This window comes from Spirosoma pollinicola (assembly GCF_002831565.1).
Lineage (GTDB): Bacteria > Bacteroidota > Bacteroidia > Cytophagales > Spirosomataceae > Spirosoma > Spirosoma pollinicola.
Map to the genome: position 1 here is coordinate 5,369,325 of NZ_CP025096.1, position 18,312 is coordinate 5,387,636.

Sequence of the window (18,312 nt, forward strand, 5' to 3'; positions counted from 1 at the left end):
AAGGTATGAAGATTTTGTAACTTGCGAACTTCTGAATAGTGCCCACCGTATCTTAATGTCCAGAATAGACTATCCACTCATTTACCCCGACCTGCGTAAGGACGAAACCGAGCCCTCTGGCGGGTATGTAGAAATGCATATAACGCACGCATCGCACGAAGCCGCTCGAAATATCGAAACTGCTATCATACTGGCTAGACAAGGTTTGAAAGTGCGGCTTTTACCGATCGATAATACACCCCACATCAAAAATCCAGATGCGTATTTTATTGATCAGGAAATTGTTGTTGAGTTCAAGCATAACTATACACCTACAGCATCTGCTATCGAGCGTGAAGTGCGCAATGCTAAAAAGCAGGCAAATCACATTTTGATACATGTGATGAGTGGAATTACAAAAGAAGAATTAATTCAGGGCTTAAGGCAACATTTACACCGAGCAGAGAATATTATTACCGTTTGGCTGATGTTCAATGGCAGTACATATACCTTCTCTTCTGAAGAGATACGTAACAAACACATAGAGGATAAAATGCAATGAGGTGACACAGTTGCCTGCATCACCTCAAGGTAGGGGCCTGGGATCTCTCCCTGACCAATGCAAAAGTACAATTTCTGTTGTTCAAAAACAAGCAAATTGGCGTGTTTTTGACTGTCTACGCCGTTTCCTTCTTCAGCTTATCACGTAGTTGAAACAACTCGTCACGAAGGCGGGCGGCTTCCATAAAGTCAAGGTCTTTGGCCGCACGCTCCATTTTCGATTGCGTTTCCTGAATAACTTTTTCTAAATCCCCTTTACCCATGTAACGCATAACGGGATCGGCGGCAATCCGGATTTCGTCTGGCTCCACATAGAAATGCTTTGCCTTCGAATCGGCCACTTTAGTTTGACCCATAATGGCTTCGCGCGATTTCAATACTGTTTTCGGTGTAATGCCGTTGTCGTTGTTATACTCCAACTGAATGGCCCGACGCCGGTTTGTTTCGTCAATGGCTTTTTCCATCGAGCCGGTAATTCGGTCGGCATACATAATCACCTTGCCGTTCACGTTCCGGGCGGCACGGCCAATTGTTTGAATTAATGACCGGATGTCACGCAGGAACCCTTCTTTATCGGCATCCATAATGGCGACCAGCGAGACTTCAGGCAAATCAAGTCCTTCACGAAGCAGGTTGACGCCTACCAGTACATCGAAATTGCCCAACCGTAAATCGCGCAGGATTTCGACCCGATCAAGGGTTTTTACTTCGGAGTGAATGTAGCGGGTTTTAATACCCACCCGGTCAAGGTACTTGGTCAATTCCTCGGCCATGCGTTTGGTAAGCGTTGTAACCAGCACACGTTCGCCGTTTTTGATGCGTCCGTCGATGGATTCGAGTAAATCATCTATCTGGTTCAAACTCGGGCGCACTTCGATTTCAGGATCAAGCAAGCCCGTTGGCCGGATAAGTTGCTCCACAATAACGCCATCGCTTTTCCGAAGTTCGTAGTCTGATGGTGTAGCTGATACATAGATTGACTGGCCGCACATATCTTCAAACTCCTGAAACGTAAGCGGGCGGTTGTCCATAGCCGATGGAAGTCGGAAACCATAGTCGACGAGGGCGGTTTTGCGGGAGCGGTCACCGCCCCACATGGCCCGGATTTGCGGAATGGTAGCGTGACTCTCGTCAATCACCATAAGGTAATCGTCCGGAAAATAATCGAGCAGACAGAACGGCCGCTGACCCGGTTTGCGCTTGTCGAAATAGCGGGAGTAGTTCTCAATACCGGAGCAGTAGCCCAGTTCGCGCATCATTTCGAGGTCAAATTCTGTGCGTTCGCGAATGCGGGTCGCTTCCTGTTCCCGAAACTCCGATTCAAAATAGCGGACCTGTGACACCATATCGTCCTGAATCTGATACATGGCGTCGTTCAACGTGTCACGACCCGTTACGAACAGGTTGGCTGGGAAGATCGTCACCAGTGTTTCGTTCGATATTTTCTTGCCCGTTTCGGGGTCGATTCGCTGAATGGTTTCGATTTCGTCGCCGAAGAAAATAACCCGGTACGCAAAATCGGCATAAGCAACATACAGGTCTACAGTATCGCCTTTTACGCGAAAATTGCCCCGCTGAAATTCGCCCTCTGTTCGGCTATACAGAATGCTCACTAACTGATGCAGAAACTGGTTGCGGCTCATGTTCTGCCCCACACCAATATTGACCACATTTCGTTTGAATTCTTCGGGGTTACCCATGCCATAAATACACGACACCGATGCGATTACGATAACATCGCGCCGACCGCTCATGAGGGCCGAGGTGGCAGCCAGCCGCAGCTTGTCGATTTCCTCATTGATGGCGAGGTCTTTTTCAATATACGTATTGGTGGTAGCAATGAAGGCTTCGGGCTGGTAATAGTCGTAGTAAGAGATGAAATATTCAACTGCGTTTTCCGGGAAGAACTGTTTGAATTCGCCGTAAAGCTGAGCTGCCAGCGTTTTGTTATGGCTAAGCACAAGCGTTGGGCGATTGGTTTGGGCGATGAGGTTGGCGACCGTAAAGGTCTTACCCGACCCAGTGACCCCGAGTAATACCTGTGCGGGTTCACCTTCATTTATACCCTTAACCAACTGTTCGATAGCCTTAGGCTGATCGCCGGTTGGTTGAAATTCAGAGGTTAGTTTAAAGTCCATTAATGCCGTTGATAATCTGGCTAATTTACGAAAATTCGGGATGGATTACAAGGGCGATTTTGATATAAATCGTATGTCAACGATACCTCTGTAAGTCACATTACCCTAGAATCTGTAATCGTTTGAGGTTAAAATTTACATTTATTCGGACTCAGCTCAATGCTTATTTTTATATTGAGCGCCAACTAAAAGAAGTGTACTGATGCAAAGTGGTTATGACTCGAATGGGTCTGTCGAGTATGTGAAAAAACAACCCGTTTGGGCGTTCTGTTTATTATCGTTTTTATCCTTCGGCTTATACACCGTTTATTGGTTTTATAAAAACTGGTACTTTTTCAGGGATCTGTACGAATGGGATATTTATCCAATCTGGCGTGCCATCTTCGATATCTTCTTTGTCCATACATTACTGGAGCAGATTAACGACCGCGCCATTGAGAAAGGGCACCCCGGTATCAGTAGCAACTTATGGGCAACGGGTTATGTAGTTGTCTCGCTTTTAGCCAGGATTCTGGATCGTACCTTACCACCATCTCTGGCTGTATTGACTGTGTTTTTGCCGCCCTTCCTGTTTCTGATTCCGAGCGTCATGCAAGTCAATTACCTCTACGAAAAAGCGCGTCCAAATGAGTATCAGCCCACGTTTAGTTCTGGCGAATATATTGTTCTGGCGCTGGGTGGAACCCTGATGGGATTTGTGCTGATTAGTGCGTTAACCGCAGCCTAGATCTAACTAATCAGTTTTGCAACTCCAAAGGCGGCAGCCGCAGCTAATGCGCCAATAACCATAACTTTAAACGCACCGGCAACAGGCGGTTGGTCGGTTACTTTGCTCTTGAAATAACCAAAAACAAAAAGGCAAATGAGCGTTATTCCACAGGAGTACAGAAGTGAATCAAAGGGGTTTGAAATTAAAAAATAGGGCGATAATGGAATCAACCCGCCAACAACATACGATAGCCCGATAGTCAGGGCACTCTTGGTGGCGCGGTTAGGGTCGGGTTCGTCGAGTCCTAATTCGTATTTCATCATAAAATCCACCCACTTCGCTTTATCTTTCGACAATTCGTCGGCAATGGTAATTTGTAAGGCCGGACTCAGGCCCATGTCGGCAAAAATCTCGCGCACTTCTTCTTTTTCCCGTTCGGGTACCGTTTCAACTTCGTTAATTTCCCGACGAAGTTCGGACGAGTAATGATCTGCTTCAGTACGCCCTGCCAGATAACCGCCCAGACCCATAGCAATAGACCCGGCAACGATTTCGGCAATACCCGCCGTAACCACAAGCGATGAATTAGCCACCGCCCCGCTCAAACCTGCCGCGAGTGCAAAGGGAACGGTGAGCCCGTCGGACATGCCAATAACAATATCAGAAATGAAATCGGAACTATGCAGGTGATGTTCCTGATGAGGTGTATGCGAATGCACACTGGTATTTGTCATTGTATTCTTTTTTACGGTTGGGCTTCGTTTTTTCAGGACAGTAAGGTAAGGAAGATCTGATCGAATACCCAATGCCCGGGCAGCGCTAACAAAACAGCCGCCCTCTAAATTAGATGGCGGCTGTTGTATCTCACCGTAATGTATTTGTAAATTATTGTTTCTACTGTTTTCGACCAGCTTTCGTTTTTTGCCAGACAGAATTATGAGGAAATGGGTCTAAACGAAGACGACTCTGAAGTAGTTTTACCATAAACTATGAAACAGGTGGCATCCAGCGCTGCCTTACTAATACCCTATGATCTGGGTCACCCGCGAGCGTCCTAAAATTGATCGATTAGCCTGTCCGTGGCTCATCAAGCGATTTATTGACCCGGAGGCTACCATTCTTTTTCTGCCTGAATCGCAGGTTCTTCAACAAGCGCAGATATTAGAGGCTACTCCGTTCGATGTGCCCGGTGTCGAGTATTCTCACTATGAAGACCGATGCACGTTCGATTACTTTTTGCAAAAGCATGCCTTGTCTGACCCGGCCCTGGATGCGCTGGCGTCTATTGTTCGGGGAGCCGATACCGACGACCATGCCCTGGCCGCACAATCGGCGGGATTATGGGCCATTTCGGCAGGATTGGCTTTTAACATTCCCGATGATCAGCAATTGCTGATGCAGGGAATGGTGATTTATGATGCGCTTTACAGTTGGGCAAAGCACCTTCAGTTCGTTAAACATACGCAAAACCCTACTGAGCGATTGCTTTTACAGGTACTAAATACGTATCTCAAACCTACGGGAAAGCGGAAAACGCCAGCCTGGGTCAGTGACTTGAAAGAGTTGATTCAGGATCAGATAGATACCAATCTCACGCTTAGCCTGTCGGAATTATCAGAAAGCCTGGATGTAAATCCGACCTACGTATCCCGGACTTTTGCCCGTTACTTCGATGACCTGTCATTTGGCGAGTATATTCGTAAATTACGCATTGAGAAAGCGATTCAATTACTGGAATCGACCACCTATAGCCTGTCTGAGATTGCTTACCTGACAGGCTTCTCCGATCAGAGCCATTTTACCCGAATTTTCAAAAAATTGATAGGACAAAACCCATCAGACTATCGAAAAAATAAGGCAAAAAGTAAAGCAGATACAAAAGGTTGAATCTGTTCTATTTCCTGTTTAGCGACTGGTTTATTCTTGTAGTAAAATTACGAATAAGCCAAATCAGGGATAATGGATCATAGTGTTATTGGTTGGAAAGGGAAAGATTGGGGCTACAACGCCACTTTTAGGAAGGCTTTTAAAGGCTGTTTTCTTTTTTTGGTTTTAACAATTTCGCCAGCGTTTTCGCAGACGACGACCACCACACCAGTAGCCTTTCCCCGCATGGCAGCTTATCTTGGTGTCCTGCATCCATTGGTAACTATTGATCAAAAAGGTAGTGAAACAAACTTCAACCGGTATTATACAGTCGGTTTCCCCATTGGCATAAATTTGTGGAAAACCGGTAATCTGGGATTCTCGGTAGAAATCGTTCCGCTCATTCGGGCCGAAAACGGAACCAGTAAGGTTGCCAATGTGCTGTTTCATCCGGGTGTTCTGGTGAACTTAGGCAATGATTTCACCTTTGCTGGTCGGCTTGCATTCGAGACATCCGGACGATATGGCATTACGCCTGTGTTAAATAAAATTGTGAAGCGTGGCAAGACGAATAATTATTTTGTAGCTGTACCTATTCCGATTCGCTTCGGTAATGATAAGCCAACTGCGCTGACTGTAGGCTTTCAGTTCGGTATTGTTTTCTAACTCTTCGGGCCGTAGATCGCTCAACTTTACCTTTCCTGACAAATCCATGAAACGACGAAATTTTTTACAGGCTGCGGCCTTGACAAGCGTGATTCCAATTTGCGGATTGCCTTCCATAGAACCCCTGCCGTTTGGCAAAACGCCTGCTTTATCAGCCGAAGAGCAAGAGGCTATTGCAGGAGCTTTAGGGAAAAAGGGAACGTACAATGAAGCACAGGCAACCTATGCTGTACCATTGCCCCGCAATGACCTGAAAGTGACGGTGAAAGGAGAAGCAGTACCCATTCCATTTGGGTTTGGCGGCTGGGTGGCTTTTAAAAAGACGCTGGATGGCAAGCAGACCGTAATGATGAGCGATACGGTGCTGCTCGAAGATGAAGTTAATCCATTGATCGACGCTACCCATGCCGCCGGACTGGAAGTAGGAGCCATTCATAACCACTTCTTTTACGAACAGCCCCGAATTTTTTATATGCACCTGCACGGTATGGGCAATACGGCTGATCTGGCAAAAAAATACGCACAGGCAATTCGTAACACCAAACTGTTTCCAGCCAATCAACCGGCTGCACCTGCGCCCGTTGCCGAAACGGCAGTCAACGTTCCAGCCTCTACGAGTAAAGAACTGTTCGATCTACCTGCACTGGATGAACTTGTCAAGTATAAGGGCGTTGTGAACGGACCTACTTATAAATATACCATTGGCCGCGACGACCTACAGATTGTAGCGATGGGGGCTGAAATGACAGCGGCTATCGGGTTAAATTCCTGGGCGTCGTTTGCCGGTAAACAGGATGCCGCTCATATTGCGGGCGACATCGCCATGCTGGAAGGTGAGGTAAATAACGTAGTTAAAGCCTTACGTGCCAATAACCTGGAGGTGGTTGCTTTGCATCACCACATGTTGGGCGAGCAACCGCGTACTGTCTTTCTGCACTATTATGGACGCGGTCCGGCTAGTACACTGGCCAAAGGCTTCCGGGCCGCCCTGGACCAGTTAGGAAAAGCGGGCCCTATGAAACACTAACGTGCAAGCTGGACATTCCCGTATGAAAACATCCCCATCTTACTCGTTGCGTGAGTTGGTGCGATACTTCCTGCGCCTGGGAACACTGGGTTTTGGAGGGCCACCCGCTCTGGTGAGTGCCATGTACCAGGACTTGGTGGTTGAGCGGCAGTGGATTACTGAAGCCGACTATCGGGAGGGGCTGGCACTGGCTCAACTGGCACCGGGGCCGCTGGCGGCTCAGTTGGCAATATACCTTGGCTATGTACATTATGGCGTTTTGGGTGCTACCCTGACGGGTGTCATTTTTGTGTTACCATCCTTTTTGATGGTGCTGATTGTCGGTTGGGCTTATGTGCGCTTCGAGGGCTTGCCCTTAATGCAGGCCATCTTTTACGGCATTGGAGCCGCCGTTATTGGTATCATCGCGGTGGGTACCTACAAGCTAACAACCAGGACTATTGCTAGAGACAGACTTGGCTGGGTCTTATTCGGTCTATCGGCTGTGGCTACCGCAGTTACGGAATCAGAACTACTTTGGCTGGTTTTGTTATCGGGTGCGATTTACTGGCTGATGAAAACGCCACCCCAGTTTTTACGGCCGGGTGCAGGAAGCAGTCTGACTCCGTTTCTGCCGCAACTGCTGGCATTACCAACCGACTCTATCCTCTGGAAACTAGCGTTTTTCTTTGCTAAAGCCGGTGCTTTTGTGTTTGGCAGCGGGCTGGCTATTGTGCCGTTTTTATACGGTGGTGTAGTGAAAGAAAACGGCTGGCTGACCGAGCAACAGTTTCTGGATGCGGTGGCTGTAGCCATGATTACACCTGGTCCGGTCGTTATTACGGTAGCGTTTATCGGGTATCTGATTGCTGGTTTTTGGGGTGCCTGCGTGGCCGCTTTGGCCACATTTCTTCCCTGTTATCTATTTACCATTTTGCCCGCCCCTTACTTCAAACGTTGGGGGAAACATCCAGGCATAAAAGCCTTTGTCGATGGCGTGACAATAGCGGCTGTTGGTGCCATTGCCGGAGCGGTAGTTGTACTGGCACGTCGACAGTTGATTGATGCACCCGCCATACTTATTTGCTTATCAACTGTAGGCCTGCTTTATCGTTTTAAAAAACTACCCGAATTGAGTATTATTGGTGGGGCCGCTGTTATTGGGCTGCTGCTTCAGCAGGCTGGTTAGCCACATAGTAATAGAATGATATTTGCGCTTAATCCTGGCTACCTGTCAAATGGTAATTCCTTCTTTCGCGCCTACGGATCGGATATAAGAAGCTGCTTTCTGGTATTCTTCGGTTGTTGGCAGGTGTTCCATCATCAGCGGAATATCTTTCAGTTTACTAAGTTCGGTTAAGTAAACAGAGTAATCCATCTGGCCCAAACCCGGTCGACATTCGACCAGTTGGGGCGTATACACCTCTTCTTTCAGAATAATATCTTTCCCGTGGCAACTCTTGATGTAGGGTCCCAGCTTTTTAAAACATTCTTTGATCAGGGCACCGTTCGTATAGAATACCTGCGGACTAACAATAATATTCATAGGATCCAGGTGAACCGCAAATCGTTTGTTGTCAATGGCTTTGATTAGGCGTACATACGAATCGACAGAGTCTGGGTAGCTCCAGGGCATGAGTTCCAGCGCGAAGTGAGTCCGGGTAGGTTTTACGGCATTGATAATTCGCCGGGTAACGTCAACTATTTGGTCGAAGGTTTCTTTTGTCAGGTTGTCTTTATGCGGTCCGGCCCATTGGGCGGGGTTTTTGGAGCCACTGATATTGACACAGCAATTGGCTCCAATGGCTTCGGCAAGAGCCAACGAATCCACGCATTTCCTGAACGCCAATTGAGCGCTGGCGGAATCAGTGCTGATTGGATTACTCCAGGCACCTACCTCGGCGATAACGATGTCTGCTTTTTTTGCCGCGCTTTCATACGCTTTTATCTGATCGGTGGGGGCGTCGGTTTTGAGTGGGCAATAGGCGGCTCGATAACTATACTTCTTTAAGGCAGCTACCCATTCATCGGGGCCGTCGTATTTGTCAAACAATGGTCCGCCTAAGCGGATGAAGGGCCTCTCGGCGGTGAAGGCTGGCAGAGAAGACATTACCCCAAGAATAGAAGCGGCTTGCACCGTTTTTTTTGTAAAGGCTCGGCGGTTCATGGTAATTTATTTGTGTTAAAGTTGCTGTACCCACGGGCTTCAGTCCGTGTTTATTTGGGAATACAACACGGGCTGAAGCCCGTGGGTACAATTTTACCAGGATAGCTTTACCAACGATACACCCTGACCCGGTAATAAAAAAGGCATGTCCACCTCGCCATTTTTGACATTAATCCACATTGGCGAGGTAAGCAATTGCAGTTGCCCGGCCTTTTCCAACTCAGAAATCTGCTCGGCGGTTGGCGATTTTGGCGAGCCCATTTTTTTCCAGACCTCATACGAATTGCTGAACTGCTGGTCGATGCGGTAATGCTGGACAAACACCCGTTGGGCTGGAATGCCTTTCAGCTTCACATCGACCGGCGACGCAGGAACCACAACGTTATCATCGTGATAATTCCAGACCATCACCGTGGCCGATTTGCTGTCTTTAGCTGCCAGCGCGTTGATATCCCGTTCTCCCCGAACACTTTCGTTTTTTATTTTAGTAAAATCATACGCTAAGTCAGTGTTGACCTCTACTCGATTTCCCTGCATCATGCCAAACATGCGGAACACATTCAGTACCGGTTTATCGACGCCGTTGGTTGCCAAATCCCGAAATCCCCGAAACCAGGGCTGGTCTTCGAATTCAAACGCCCAGGTCACGGCACCCAGCAGATTAACCCCGCGCGATTTCGCCAAATCATATTTTCGGGCAAAGGCTGCTGCTGTATAACTTGAATACATGGTGCCGTTCCGATAGGCATTTTGTGGATGTAAATCTTCCGAACAGGCCGCACAACCTTCCGGGTCCGACTCGCCAATTATAATGGGCAGGTTCTTCAGCGTAGGGTAGGAGGCAACGATCTCAAAGCCCTTGTCGATGTCGCGGAATTGCGTGCCCATGTTCATCTGCACAACACCATTGACCAATTTTGGTGAACCTTTGGCATGGAAAGTAATAAAGTCAATAGGTGCGCCTTTTTTGCCGGTGGCGGCATTCGTGCCACTGGCAATGTGGTCCATAAAGGCCCGGAAAAACCTGGCTGAGCTTTCGCTGCCTGGTCCGGTCACCTCCGGGCCACCCATTTTTGCGGTGGGAAGTGCCCGTTTTACCGCATCGGCGGTATAGTCATACAGCTTAATATATTCGTCAACGGTGCCTTTCCAGTAACCAATGTTTGGCTCGTTCCACAACTCCCAATACCAGCTTTCAACTTCTTTCTGACCATAGCGAGCTACCGAGTGCTTTACCCACTGATAGACCAGCTCACTCCATTTTTTATAGTCTTTGGGTGGGTAAGCCCAACCCGTATAGATATCGTTGTATTGGTTGCCTGGGCTCCAGTTATGTTTGTAGGGTTCTGGTTTTGTCGACATCGCTTCGGGCATGAACCCGATCTGGGCAATGGGTTTCATACCCCGCTCAATGTAGGTGTCGAATATTTTGTCAACAATAGTCCAGTCATAAACGGGGTTTCCGTTTTTGTCTTCGGTATACGCATTGGTCGAGCCCCACTTAAGAGCAGCCTTGCCATCGCCGGTAACCAGTAAGCTATGCGCCCGCACATACACTGGCACCTGACTCAGGTTGGCGATTTCGGACAGGAGTTTCTTCCCATCTTTCATATAGGTGTAGTTCGGCTCGTCGTAGCCAAACCACCCCCAAATAGGTTTTAAAGGCTCTTTTGTTTTTGATAGATCAACTCGAATTTCCACTGATTTTGGCTGGGCAAGGCTAATCGTATTGCTCAGTAAACCCACCATAAACAAGCCGGTAACAAGTAATTTAAATCTGTGGATGTGCATCCAAATAAGCATAAGCGTAAAAAGTAATTGGGGATGACCTGAGTCTGCAAGATTGGGCTGCTACTAAGACTTGAGCACCTGACTCGTAAAAGGCATCAATAGTAGACTGACTACTTTAGGTAGGTTAACTAATTGTGACTCGATGGGATACTGATAAGGCTAGGCTTACGCTCTGTTTCGCCCAATTTACAATCATCCTTGCCACTACATGGAGTCATTTTTAATGCATTATAATTACTTACTATAATGCTATCTATCTACTTGATTTATTACTGAAATCCGTTTGATTATATATCACATATACTAGTAAAATTACTCACTTAGTTTAAGCTTTTTTTAATTGACTGTAAATTTTATTTGCTGCTTTTTTCAATTAAATCTGTCCATATTTGCGCGAAAAACGGATTCTACGTTTGCTATTCATACTTATACGTAAGTCTGCATTTTGAGTATTAAATGAGTTGGTGATTTTAGTAGAAATTAGTGAGATAAAAAGCAATTTTTCACAATGCCTATTCTGAATTTATTAATGATTTCAACTACCAAAATTCCGGGTTTAACCACTTAAATCTGTCATTGACCATCTTTTATTTCGCCTTCATTATTTAGTTGGCAAACTTAGCCATGCTATTTTCCCGTTTCATATGATGAGCAAGCAATAGCCTGGCTAACGCAAAGATGTTCGCAGTCTATATCATTAGAATTTTTTAATAAAGTATTAAAAGAACAACGTTATGAATTATTATTTTTATGCGTATCTGCGAAACCCTAAAGTAACGCTTCATCGGGGAAACTGTCGCTTTTGTAACGATGGAAAAGGAATGCAGCCCAAAAAACTTGGGTACATAACAGGTCATTGGAAAGGAGGTTATCCGAGTTTTGAACTTGCTTTGGAAGCGGCCCATAGAATTAGCCAGAGACTGGGTATAGAGCCCGTTTACTGCCAGCGTTGCCTGTCTCAAAAGATGGAACTGTCATAGTGTAGAGCAATATTTTGCCAGTAGTCAAATCAATAAGCACGTATTTCTTATCGAAAACTGCTCGCTAACTTACCATTCGGTGAGGATCGAAATAAGTGTGTTTAATTATTTACTTAAACAGATTGGCAAGTATTGGAACCTCTATACTATTGTATGAATTTGCTTTACGCTTCAGGAAAATTGGGCGGCCCATCCTCTACAAGAGATGCTGGTAGGTATGAATTATACTATTCTATTTTATACTAGTTTGATTTTCCATGAAAAAATTCATTTTTTTATGGAAAACTAAGTACTTATAGCTAAGTATTATTACGTTTAATTTTATTGCTAACTCCTATTTATCAACAAATTAGCCCGTCATAAAAATTCGTTTTTTTACGTAAAAAAACGAATTTTTATGACGGGCTAATTTGTTGATAAATAGGACAAAACTATTAATGTTTATAAAAATTTAATTTGTAAAAAATAAAGTAATTTAATTAACATAATTTGATAGTTAACTTACTGATAATCAGTTGATGGGTTATATATAAATTTAATTATTTTTATAATTGAATTATTTGGTGAAAAAATGAGCCTTAGTACTATTTCTATATCTTTTTGAAATATAATTTCCTTGCTATAATATTGGAGCGTTTACTTATAATATAAACCAACCTATAATTTATGAAATCAACGTTCTACAGGTTTCTGCAAACCGCTTTTTTGGGTGCAGTCCTCCTGCTGGGAAGTTTAAAGGCTTCCGCCCAAGACCATCAGGTAACGGGCAAAGTTGTTGGTGCCGATGGCCCCGTTCCAGGTGCAAACATTGTACTTAAGGGTACACAAACCGGAACCTCCACAGATGCCAATGGTAGCTTTAAGATTAGCGTACGGGGCAGCAGCCCTACACTTGTGATTTCGGCCATCGGTTTCAAAACCCAGGAAGTGGCCGTCGGTAATCAAACCAACATTGACATACGAATAGAGGACGACGCAACCGCCTTGAGCGAGGTCGTTGTAACGGGTTACACGACAGAGAATCGACGGGATGTGACCGGGGCTGTTTCGACAGTGAAGCCTGCCCAATTGAAAGTTGTTCCGTCAACCAACGTTGAGCAGCAATTACAGGGACGTGTGGCCGGAGTTACGGTTATCACGAACGGACAGCCTGGAACTTCCAGCCAGATTCGTGTTCGGGGCTTTGGCTCATTTGGAGGTAACCAGCCACTATATGTAGTGGATGGTGTGCCTACCCAGAACATCCAGTACATTTCGCCTGATGATATTGAAAGTACAACGGTACTGAAAGATGCAGCATCGGCCTCTATCTATGGAGCGCGGGCAGCCTCGGGCGTTATTGTTATTACCACTAAAAAAGGCAAACGGCGGTCTCAAAAACTAAGCATCAGTTATGATGGATTGTATGGAGTAACTGACCCCGGAAATGGGCCAAAGAATCTTAATCCTCAAGAACAGGCCGACTGGACCTGGCAGGCTCGTAAAAATGATATCTATCAGGCTGGTGGTACGGTTGGCCCGGATAGCTTTACCGGTATTGCTAATGGACAGTATGGATCAGGTCCAACACCGGTATTGCCAGACTATTTGTTAGTAGGTACGAGAACCGGACTATCTGCATCGCAGGTTGATTTGACAGCAGAAGCTAAAAATTACAACGTAAATCCTCTCAACGGAGCTATTTATAATGTAATTCCATCCAATAAAGCAGGAACCGACTGGTATGGGGCTATTACAAGGGTTGCTCCATTGACCCGCCACACGCTGGGCTTTCAGGGTGGTACGGAATCCAGTAGCTTCTACATCAGTTTAGGGGTGCAGAATCAAGCGGGTATTGTGAAGTATAACAACTTCTCCCGCTATTCTCTGCGTGCTAATACGGAGTTCGACATCACCAAGAAATTACGTTTTGGCGAAAACTTTCAGATAGCCTACATATCCAACACAGGAGTGCTGGGAAGTGTAGGGAGTCAGCTAGGTAATAATACCAATAACAACTCCAGCTCGTCGTCGGATGAGAATGACGTTTTGCTTGCTTTCCGTCAATCGCCAATCATTCCGATTTATAACTCATTCGGTGGGTACGCTGGCACAGCAGCCAAGGGTTTTAACAACCCAAGTAACCCTGTCGCCAACCGGGATGCCGCACAGAACAACGGTAACTTCAACATATATGGGTTTGGCAATGCCTATCTCGAATATGATGTGATTCCGGACTTGACCCTCAGAAGCAGCATTGGTGGAACCTATTTCAGTAATTACTACAATAGCTATGGACGGGTGCAGTACGAAAACTCGGAAAATAACACGACCTATACGTACGGTGAAGGATCGGGTTACGGCTTATCATGGACGTTCACTAACACAGCCGCTTACAAACATAAGTTCGGCATTCATGACATCTCGGTGTTAGGCGGTATTGAAGCCCTAAACACCGGTTCTGGACGCAGCATTAGCGGGTCGGGTCAAAACCCATTTACCACCGATCCTAACTATGTGACAATCAGTACGACTACGCCTGGCGCTACTCGCCAAGTAGATAGTTTTTATGGATTGGGCAACAACTTCTTCTCACTGTTTGCACAGGCTCGGTACACGTTCAACGATAAGTATATCGTAACAGGTGTTGTTCGTCGGGACGGTTCATCGCAGTTTGCTCCCAGCAATCGCTACGGGGTATTCCCGGCTATATCGGGTGCATGGCGGATTTCTTCGGAGGAGTTCATGAAAAATCTGCCGTGGATATCGGATTTAAAGATTCGTGGTGGATATGGTATCATGGGTAACTCGAACTTCCTGAGCGCTACTAACCAGTATAACCTGTTTGCCTCTAATGCGGGTAATGGTTACGACATCGGTGCTTCAAATGGTACAGTTGCATCGGGATTCTACCGCAGCCAGATTGGTAACGCGGCTGCTAAATGGGAAAGCAGTATCACCTCGAACATCGGTATTGATGGCGCTTTCTTCAACAACAAATTAGAAGTTGTAGTTGATTTCTGGCAGAAGAACACCAAAGACCTCCTGTTCCAGTTGAGCCTGCCTGGTGTTGTAGGTGACCGGGCCAGCGCACCTTTCTCCAACGTTGCGGCTATGAGCAACAAGGGAATTGACCTGTTGCTGACCAATCGCGGAACAGTTGCCGGTGGATTGACGTACGAAGTGACGGGTATTGCCAGTTACTTAAGTAATAAAATTACATCGCTGGCTCCGGGTGTTCCTTATACCCAGTCGGGTGGTACGCGTTTGAGTGGTAACGTAGTTCGTAACGCGCCAAATCAGGCCCTCTCATCTTTCTACGGGTACAAAGTAATCGGTCTTTTCAATAGCAAAGCAGAAGTGGACGCGGCCCCTACGCAGGATGGAGCAGCTCCAGGCCGTTTCCGGTATCAGGACCTTAACGGCGATGGCAAGATCGATGACAACGACCGGCAGTTCCTGGGTAGCCCAATTCCGAAAGTGACGGGTAGTATTACACTGACTCTTCGCTACAAAGGATTTGATCTGGCAACCAACCTGTATGCTACGTTTGGCAACAAAATCTTTAATAACCAACGCTGGTTTACCGACTTCTATCCTTCTTTTACAGGAGCCGCTGTTTCCGCACGGGTGAAAGATTCCTGGTTGCCAACGCACACGGATACAAAGATTCCTATTTTCGAAAGTGCGTCGAATTTCAGTACCAACACACAGCCAAACTCATACTATGTTGAAAATGGCTCATATGGCCGGATGCAGTACCTGACTTTAGGTTACACACTGCCATCTAACCTGCTGACCAAGGTTAACTTAAACAGACTGCGGCTCTCGTTAACAGCAACCAACTTATTCACGATCACCAAATACCAAGGTCTCGATCCCGCCGTTGGTGGCTCGGCAGATACCAACTTTGGTATCGATGTGGGTAATTATCCTATCACCCGTGCCTACAACGTTGGCTTAAGTTTCGGTTTCTAAATTAATTGACAGGCTATTCAGCCAATGGTTGAATAGCCTGCTTCAACGACTCTAAATCATCTATTTTCTGAGGAAAATTAGCACTATGAAAACATCGATTATAAAGGGTACGCTCATGGCCAGTATGCTCGCGCTGGTTACGTTCGCCTGCAACGACAAATTTCTGCAAGTACCGGCTACGGGTCAGTTGGCGAGTGACCAATTAACATCACGAGCCGCGCTGGATGGGCTGTTGATTTCAGCTTACTCTCAATTAAATGGCCGGGGCTACGACCAGTCGGCGGCTTCTTTGGATTGGGTACGGGGCGATATGTCGGGGGGGGATGCTAACAAAGGCTCTAACTCCGGTGACTTTAATGCCCTGACACCTTTTCAAACCTATGTGTCATTGAACGCGACGAATGCCGAGGTTAACTTTAAATGGCGGGCATTGTATGAAGGCATTAGCCGGGCCAATATGGTGCTTCGACTAATACCCAGTGCGGCATCGGATGTTACGGATGCCGACAAGAAGCGCATCTCGGGCGAAGCTCGTTTTCTGCGGGGGCATTATTATTTCATGCTAAAACGCCAGTTTAACATGGTTCCTTATGTTGACGAAACTGTCGACTACGGTACGGGCGTTGATAAAGTTCCTAACACAGAAGATATCTGGGCTAAAATTGAGGCTGATTTCCAATTTGCGCAAACGAATCTTCCTGCTACGCAATCGGCTTCCGGCCGGGCGAATAGCTGGGCGGCAGCATCTTATTTAGCCAAGACATACTTGTATGAAAAAAAGTATGCACTGGCTAAAGCGTTGTTTGACCAGATTATTGCCAGCGGAACAACGGCGTCAGGGGTTAAATATGCACTGGTTGCCAATTACACCGATATTTTTAATGCGGCCAAGGAAACCAATTCGGAATCTATTTTTGCCGATCAGGCTGCTGCCAACACGGGTAGCGCAGATAATGCTAACCCAAACCTGAACCTGAACTTCCCTTATAATACGGGTTCAGCAGGTCCGGCAGGTTGCTGCGGATTTTTCCCGCCTACCTTCGAAATGGCCAACTCGTTTCGGGTAAATGCCAATGGGTTGCCTTTACTGGATGGCTCGTATAATTCGTCGGCTAATGAGTTAGTGACCGATATGGGCCTAGCCTCCAGTGCAGCTTTCACACCTGATGCAGGCCCGGTTGATCCACGATTGGATTGGTCAGTTGGTCGTCGGGGTCTTCCTTATTTGGATTGGTCGGTTCACCCAGGTCAGGACTGGATTCGTGACCAGACATTTGCGGGTCCTTATTCACCTAAAAAGTTCGTTTTTTACAAATCGCAGGATAAAACGCTGACCGATGGTAGTTCCTGGACGGATGGATACTCGGCTATTAACTACAACTTTATTCGTTATGCCGATGTACTGCTGATGGCTGCCGAATGTGAAGTTGAAGTAGGTAGCTTAGCCACATCGCTGAACTATGTTAACCTGGTGCGTAATCGCTCTGCAAATTCTGCTTTCTGGGTGAAAACAGCTGCCGGTGCTAATGCAGCTAACTACAAAATTGCCCCTTACACGGCTTTTGCTGATCAGGCAACTGCCCGGACAGCGATTCAGTTTGAGCGTAAACTGGAACTATCGGGCGAAGGCCACCGGTTCTTTGACCTTGTTCGTTGGGGTGTAGCCGCTCCGGTGCTGAATGCGTTTATCGCCTACGAAAGCAAAAAACTACCCGTAGCCTATGCCGGTGCTAAATTCACCGCAGGTCGGGATGAATACCTGCCGATTCCACAAACGCAGATTGATTACCAGGCTACAGACGCCAGCGGTAAGAAAATCCTGACTCAGAATCCAGGTTATTAATTTACAGGTTACGTATCATAAAAAGTCCCCGATCTCCTGAGCAGATCGGGGACTTTTTATGTATGGGTCATTACGCTACGCCACCTTACAGGTCACACCGTCAATCGCTTCCAGTGCCTTCAGAAGCAAGAGAGAATTGATTAGGCTGCCTGTAAACGAACAACTTCCAATTCTGCACCTTTTTCCACAGCATCCTGTGCCTGGGTAAGCAGGCGATTAGTAATTTCAGCGTCAAAATACTTTTCTCCACAATTAGAACAAATACGGGCTGGAACGTCCTTAAAAACGATAATCGCTCCATCCCGTTCTAAAGTAACGGTTGTCAAGCCAGCCTCAGGCGTGCCAACTTTGCAGGTTAAACAGGTCATCGCTTTTTGGTTTTAAAATCAGCTTCCCAAATAAAAACGCTTGGTTCGTAAGCAGTTACGATAAAGCACTCTCCTGTTTCATCTTGTGCTACAACAATGTGAATAGGACGGCTGTGTACGAAACCTAAACGTAGAACGCTCGGATAAGGTTTATCATTGGGATACTCTGTAATAGTTTCACCTTTATTAATAACCGCATCTACTTCAGGTTGTGTAATGTTACGCTTAAACATCTGTTCAACTGCATGAAGTCTGTATGTTACTTTTTTGCAATTCATTAC

14 protein-coding genes are annotated in these 18,312 nt (G+C 46.4%); 8 read left to right on the forward strand and 6 right to left on the reverse strand.

Features of this window, described 5'->3' with window-relative positions; translation table 11 throughout:
- The first annotated feature begins 55 nt into the window (after positions 1–55).
- Positions 56–541: a CdiA C-terminal domain-containing protein gene (locus CWM47_RS22555; protein ID WP_100990444.1), complete on the forward strand. Its 486-nt coding sequence runs from the start codon at positions 56–58 to the stop codon at positions 539–541.
- A 115-nt stretch (positions 542–656) separates the two neighbouring features.
- Here the strand turns inward: CWM47_RS22555 and uvrB are convergent, their stop codons facing one another.
- Complete coding sequence (gene uvrB, locus CWM47_RS22560; protein WP_100990445.1) at positions 657–2,678, reverse strand: excinuclease ABC subunit UvrB; 2,022 nt, start codon at positions 2,676–2,678, stop codon at positions 657–659.
- 202 nt (positions 2,679–2,880) lie between these two features.
- Between uvrB and CWM47_RS22565 the strand changes: the two genes are divergently transcribed.
- Positions 2,881–3,405 (forward strand): hypothetical protein, encoded by a 525-nt coding sequence (locus CWM47_RS22565; RefSeq protein ID WP_100990446.1) that lies wholly within the window; start codon positions 2,881–2,883, stop codon positions 3,403–3,405.
- 2 nt (positions 3,406–3,407) lie between these two features.
- Here CWM47_RS22565 and CWM47_RS22570 read toward each other — a convergent pair whose 3' ends face one another.
- Positions 3,408–4,121, reverse strand: coding sequence for a VIT1/CCC1 transporter family protein (locus tag CWM47_RS22570; RefSeq protein ID WP_100990447.1), 714 nt, complete (start codon positions 4,119–4,121; stop codon positions 3,408–3,410).
- A 295-nt stretch (positions 4,122–4,416) separates the two neighbouring features.
- Here CWM47_RS22570 and CWM47_RS22575 point away from each other — a divergent pair, with 295 nt between their 5' ends.
- The 4 genes from CWM47_RS22575 to CWM47_RS22590 all read left to right on the forward strand — a co-directional run bounded on the left by CWM47_RS22575 (position 4,417) and on the right by CWM47_RS22590 (position 8,114).
- Complete coding sequence (locus CWM47_RS22575; protein WP_100990448.1) at positions 4,417–5,274, forward strand: chromate resistance protein ChrB domain-containing protein; 858 nt, start codon at positions 4,417–4,419, stop codon at positions 5,272–5,274.
- Between the two features lie 225 nt (positions 5,275–5,499).
- Entirely contained in the window at positions 5,500–5,919 is a 420-nt protein-coding gene (locus tag CWM47_RS22580; RefSeq protein WP_206170537.1) for a hypothetical protein, read from the forward strand.
- Between the two features lie 46 nt (positions 5,920–5,965).
- Complete coding sequence (locus CWM47_RS22585) at positions 5,966–6,946, forward strand: DUF1259 domain-containing protein (protein WP_100990449.1); 981 nt, start codon at positions 5,966–5,968, stop codon at positions 6,944–6,946.
- Between the two features lie 22 nt (positions 6,947–6,968).
- The gene (locus CWM47_RS22590) at positions 6,969–8,114 is read left to right on the forward strand and encodes a chromate transporter (protein ID WP_100990450.1); all 1,146 of its coding nucleotides are present in this window, start codon (positions 6,969–6,971) and stop codon (positions 8,112–8,114) included.
- Between the two features lie 45 nt (positions 8,115–8,159).
- On the opposite strand, the gene CWM47_RS22595 is transcribed toward CWM47_RS22590, so the two are convergent.
- Together CWM47_RS22595 and CWM47_RS22600 are read right to left on the reverse strand one after the other, a co-directional pair.
- Positions 8,160–9,092 carry a sugar phosphate isomerase/epimerase family protein gene (locus CWM47_RS22595; protein WP_100990451.1) on the reverse strand — a complete coding sequence of 311 codons (933 nt, stop codon included), beginning with the start codon at positions 9,090–9,092 and terminating at the stop codon, positions 8,160–8,162.
- A gap of 93 nt (positions 9,093–9,185) precedes the next feature.
- Positions 9,186–10,841 (reverse strand): GH39 family glycosyl hydrolase, encoded by a 1,656-nt coding sequence (locus CWM47_RS22600; RefSeq protein ID WP_240625974.1) that lies wholly within the window; start codon positions 10,839–10,841, stop codon positions 9,186–9,188.
- Positions 10,842–12,529: 1,688 nt separating this feature from the next.
- Between CWM47_RS22600 and CWM47_RS22610 the strand changes: the two genes are divergently transcribed.
- Positions 12,530–15,820 (forward strand): SusC/RagA family TonB-linked outer membrane protein, encoded by a 3,291-nt coding sequence (locus tag CWM47_RS22610; protein ID WP_100990453.1) that lies wholly within the window; start codon positions 12,530–12,532, stop codon positions 15,818–15,820.
- An 85-nt stretch (positions 15,821–15,905) separates the two neighbouring features.
- Complete coding sequence (locus tag CWM47_RS22615; protein ID WP_100990454.1) at positions 15,906–17,663, forward strand: RagB/SusD family nutrient uptake outer membrane protein; 1,758 nt, start codon at positions 15,906–15,908, stop codon at positions 17,661–17,663.
- 140 nt (positions 17,664–17,803) lie between these two features.
- Here the strand turns inward: CWM47_RS22615 and CWM47_RS22620 are convergent, their stop codons facing one another.
- Complete coding sequence (locus CWM47_RS22620; protein ID WP_100990455.1) at positions 17,804–18,031, reverse strand: type II toxin-antitoxin system MqsA family antitoxin; 228 nt, start codon at positions 18,029–18,031, stop codon at positions 17,804–17,806.
- Complete coding sequence (locus CWM47_RS22625; protein WP_100990456.1) at positions 18,028–18,309, reverse strand: DUF4258 domain-containing protein; 282 nt, start codon at positions 18,307–18,309, stop codon at positions 18,028–18,030. Before CWM47_RS22625 ends, CWM47_RS22620 begins: the two co-directional genes overlap by 4 nt.
- Between the last annotated feature and the right edge of the window lie 3 nt (positions 18,310–18,312).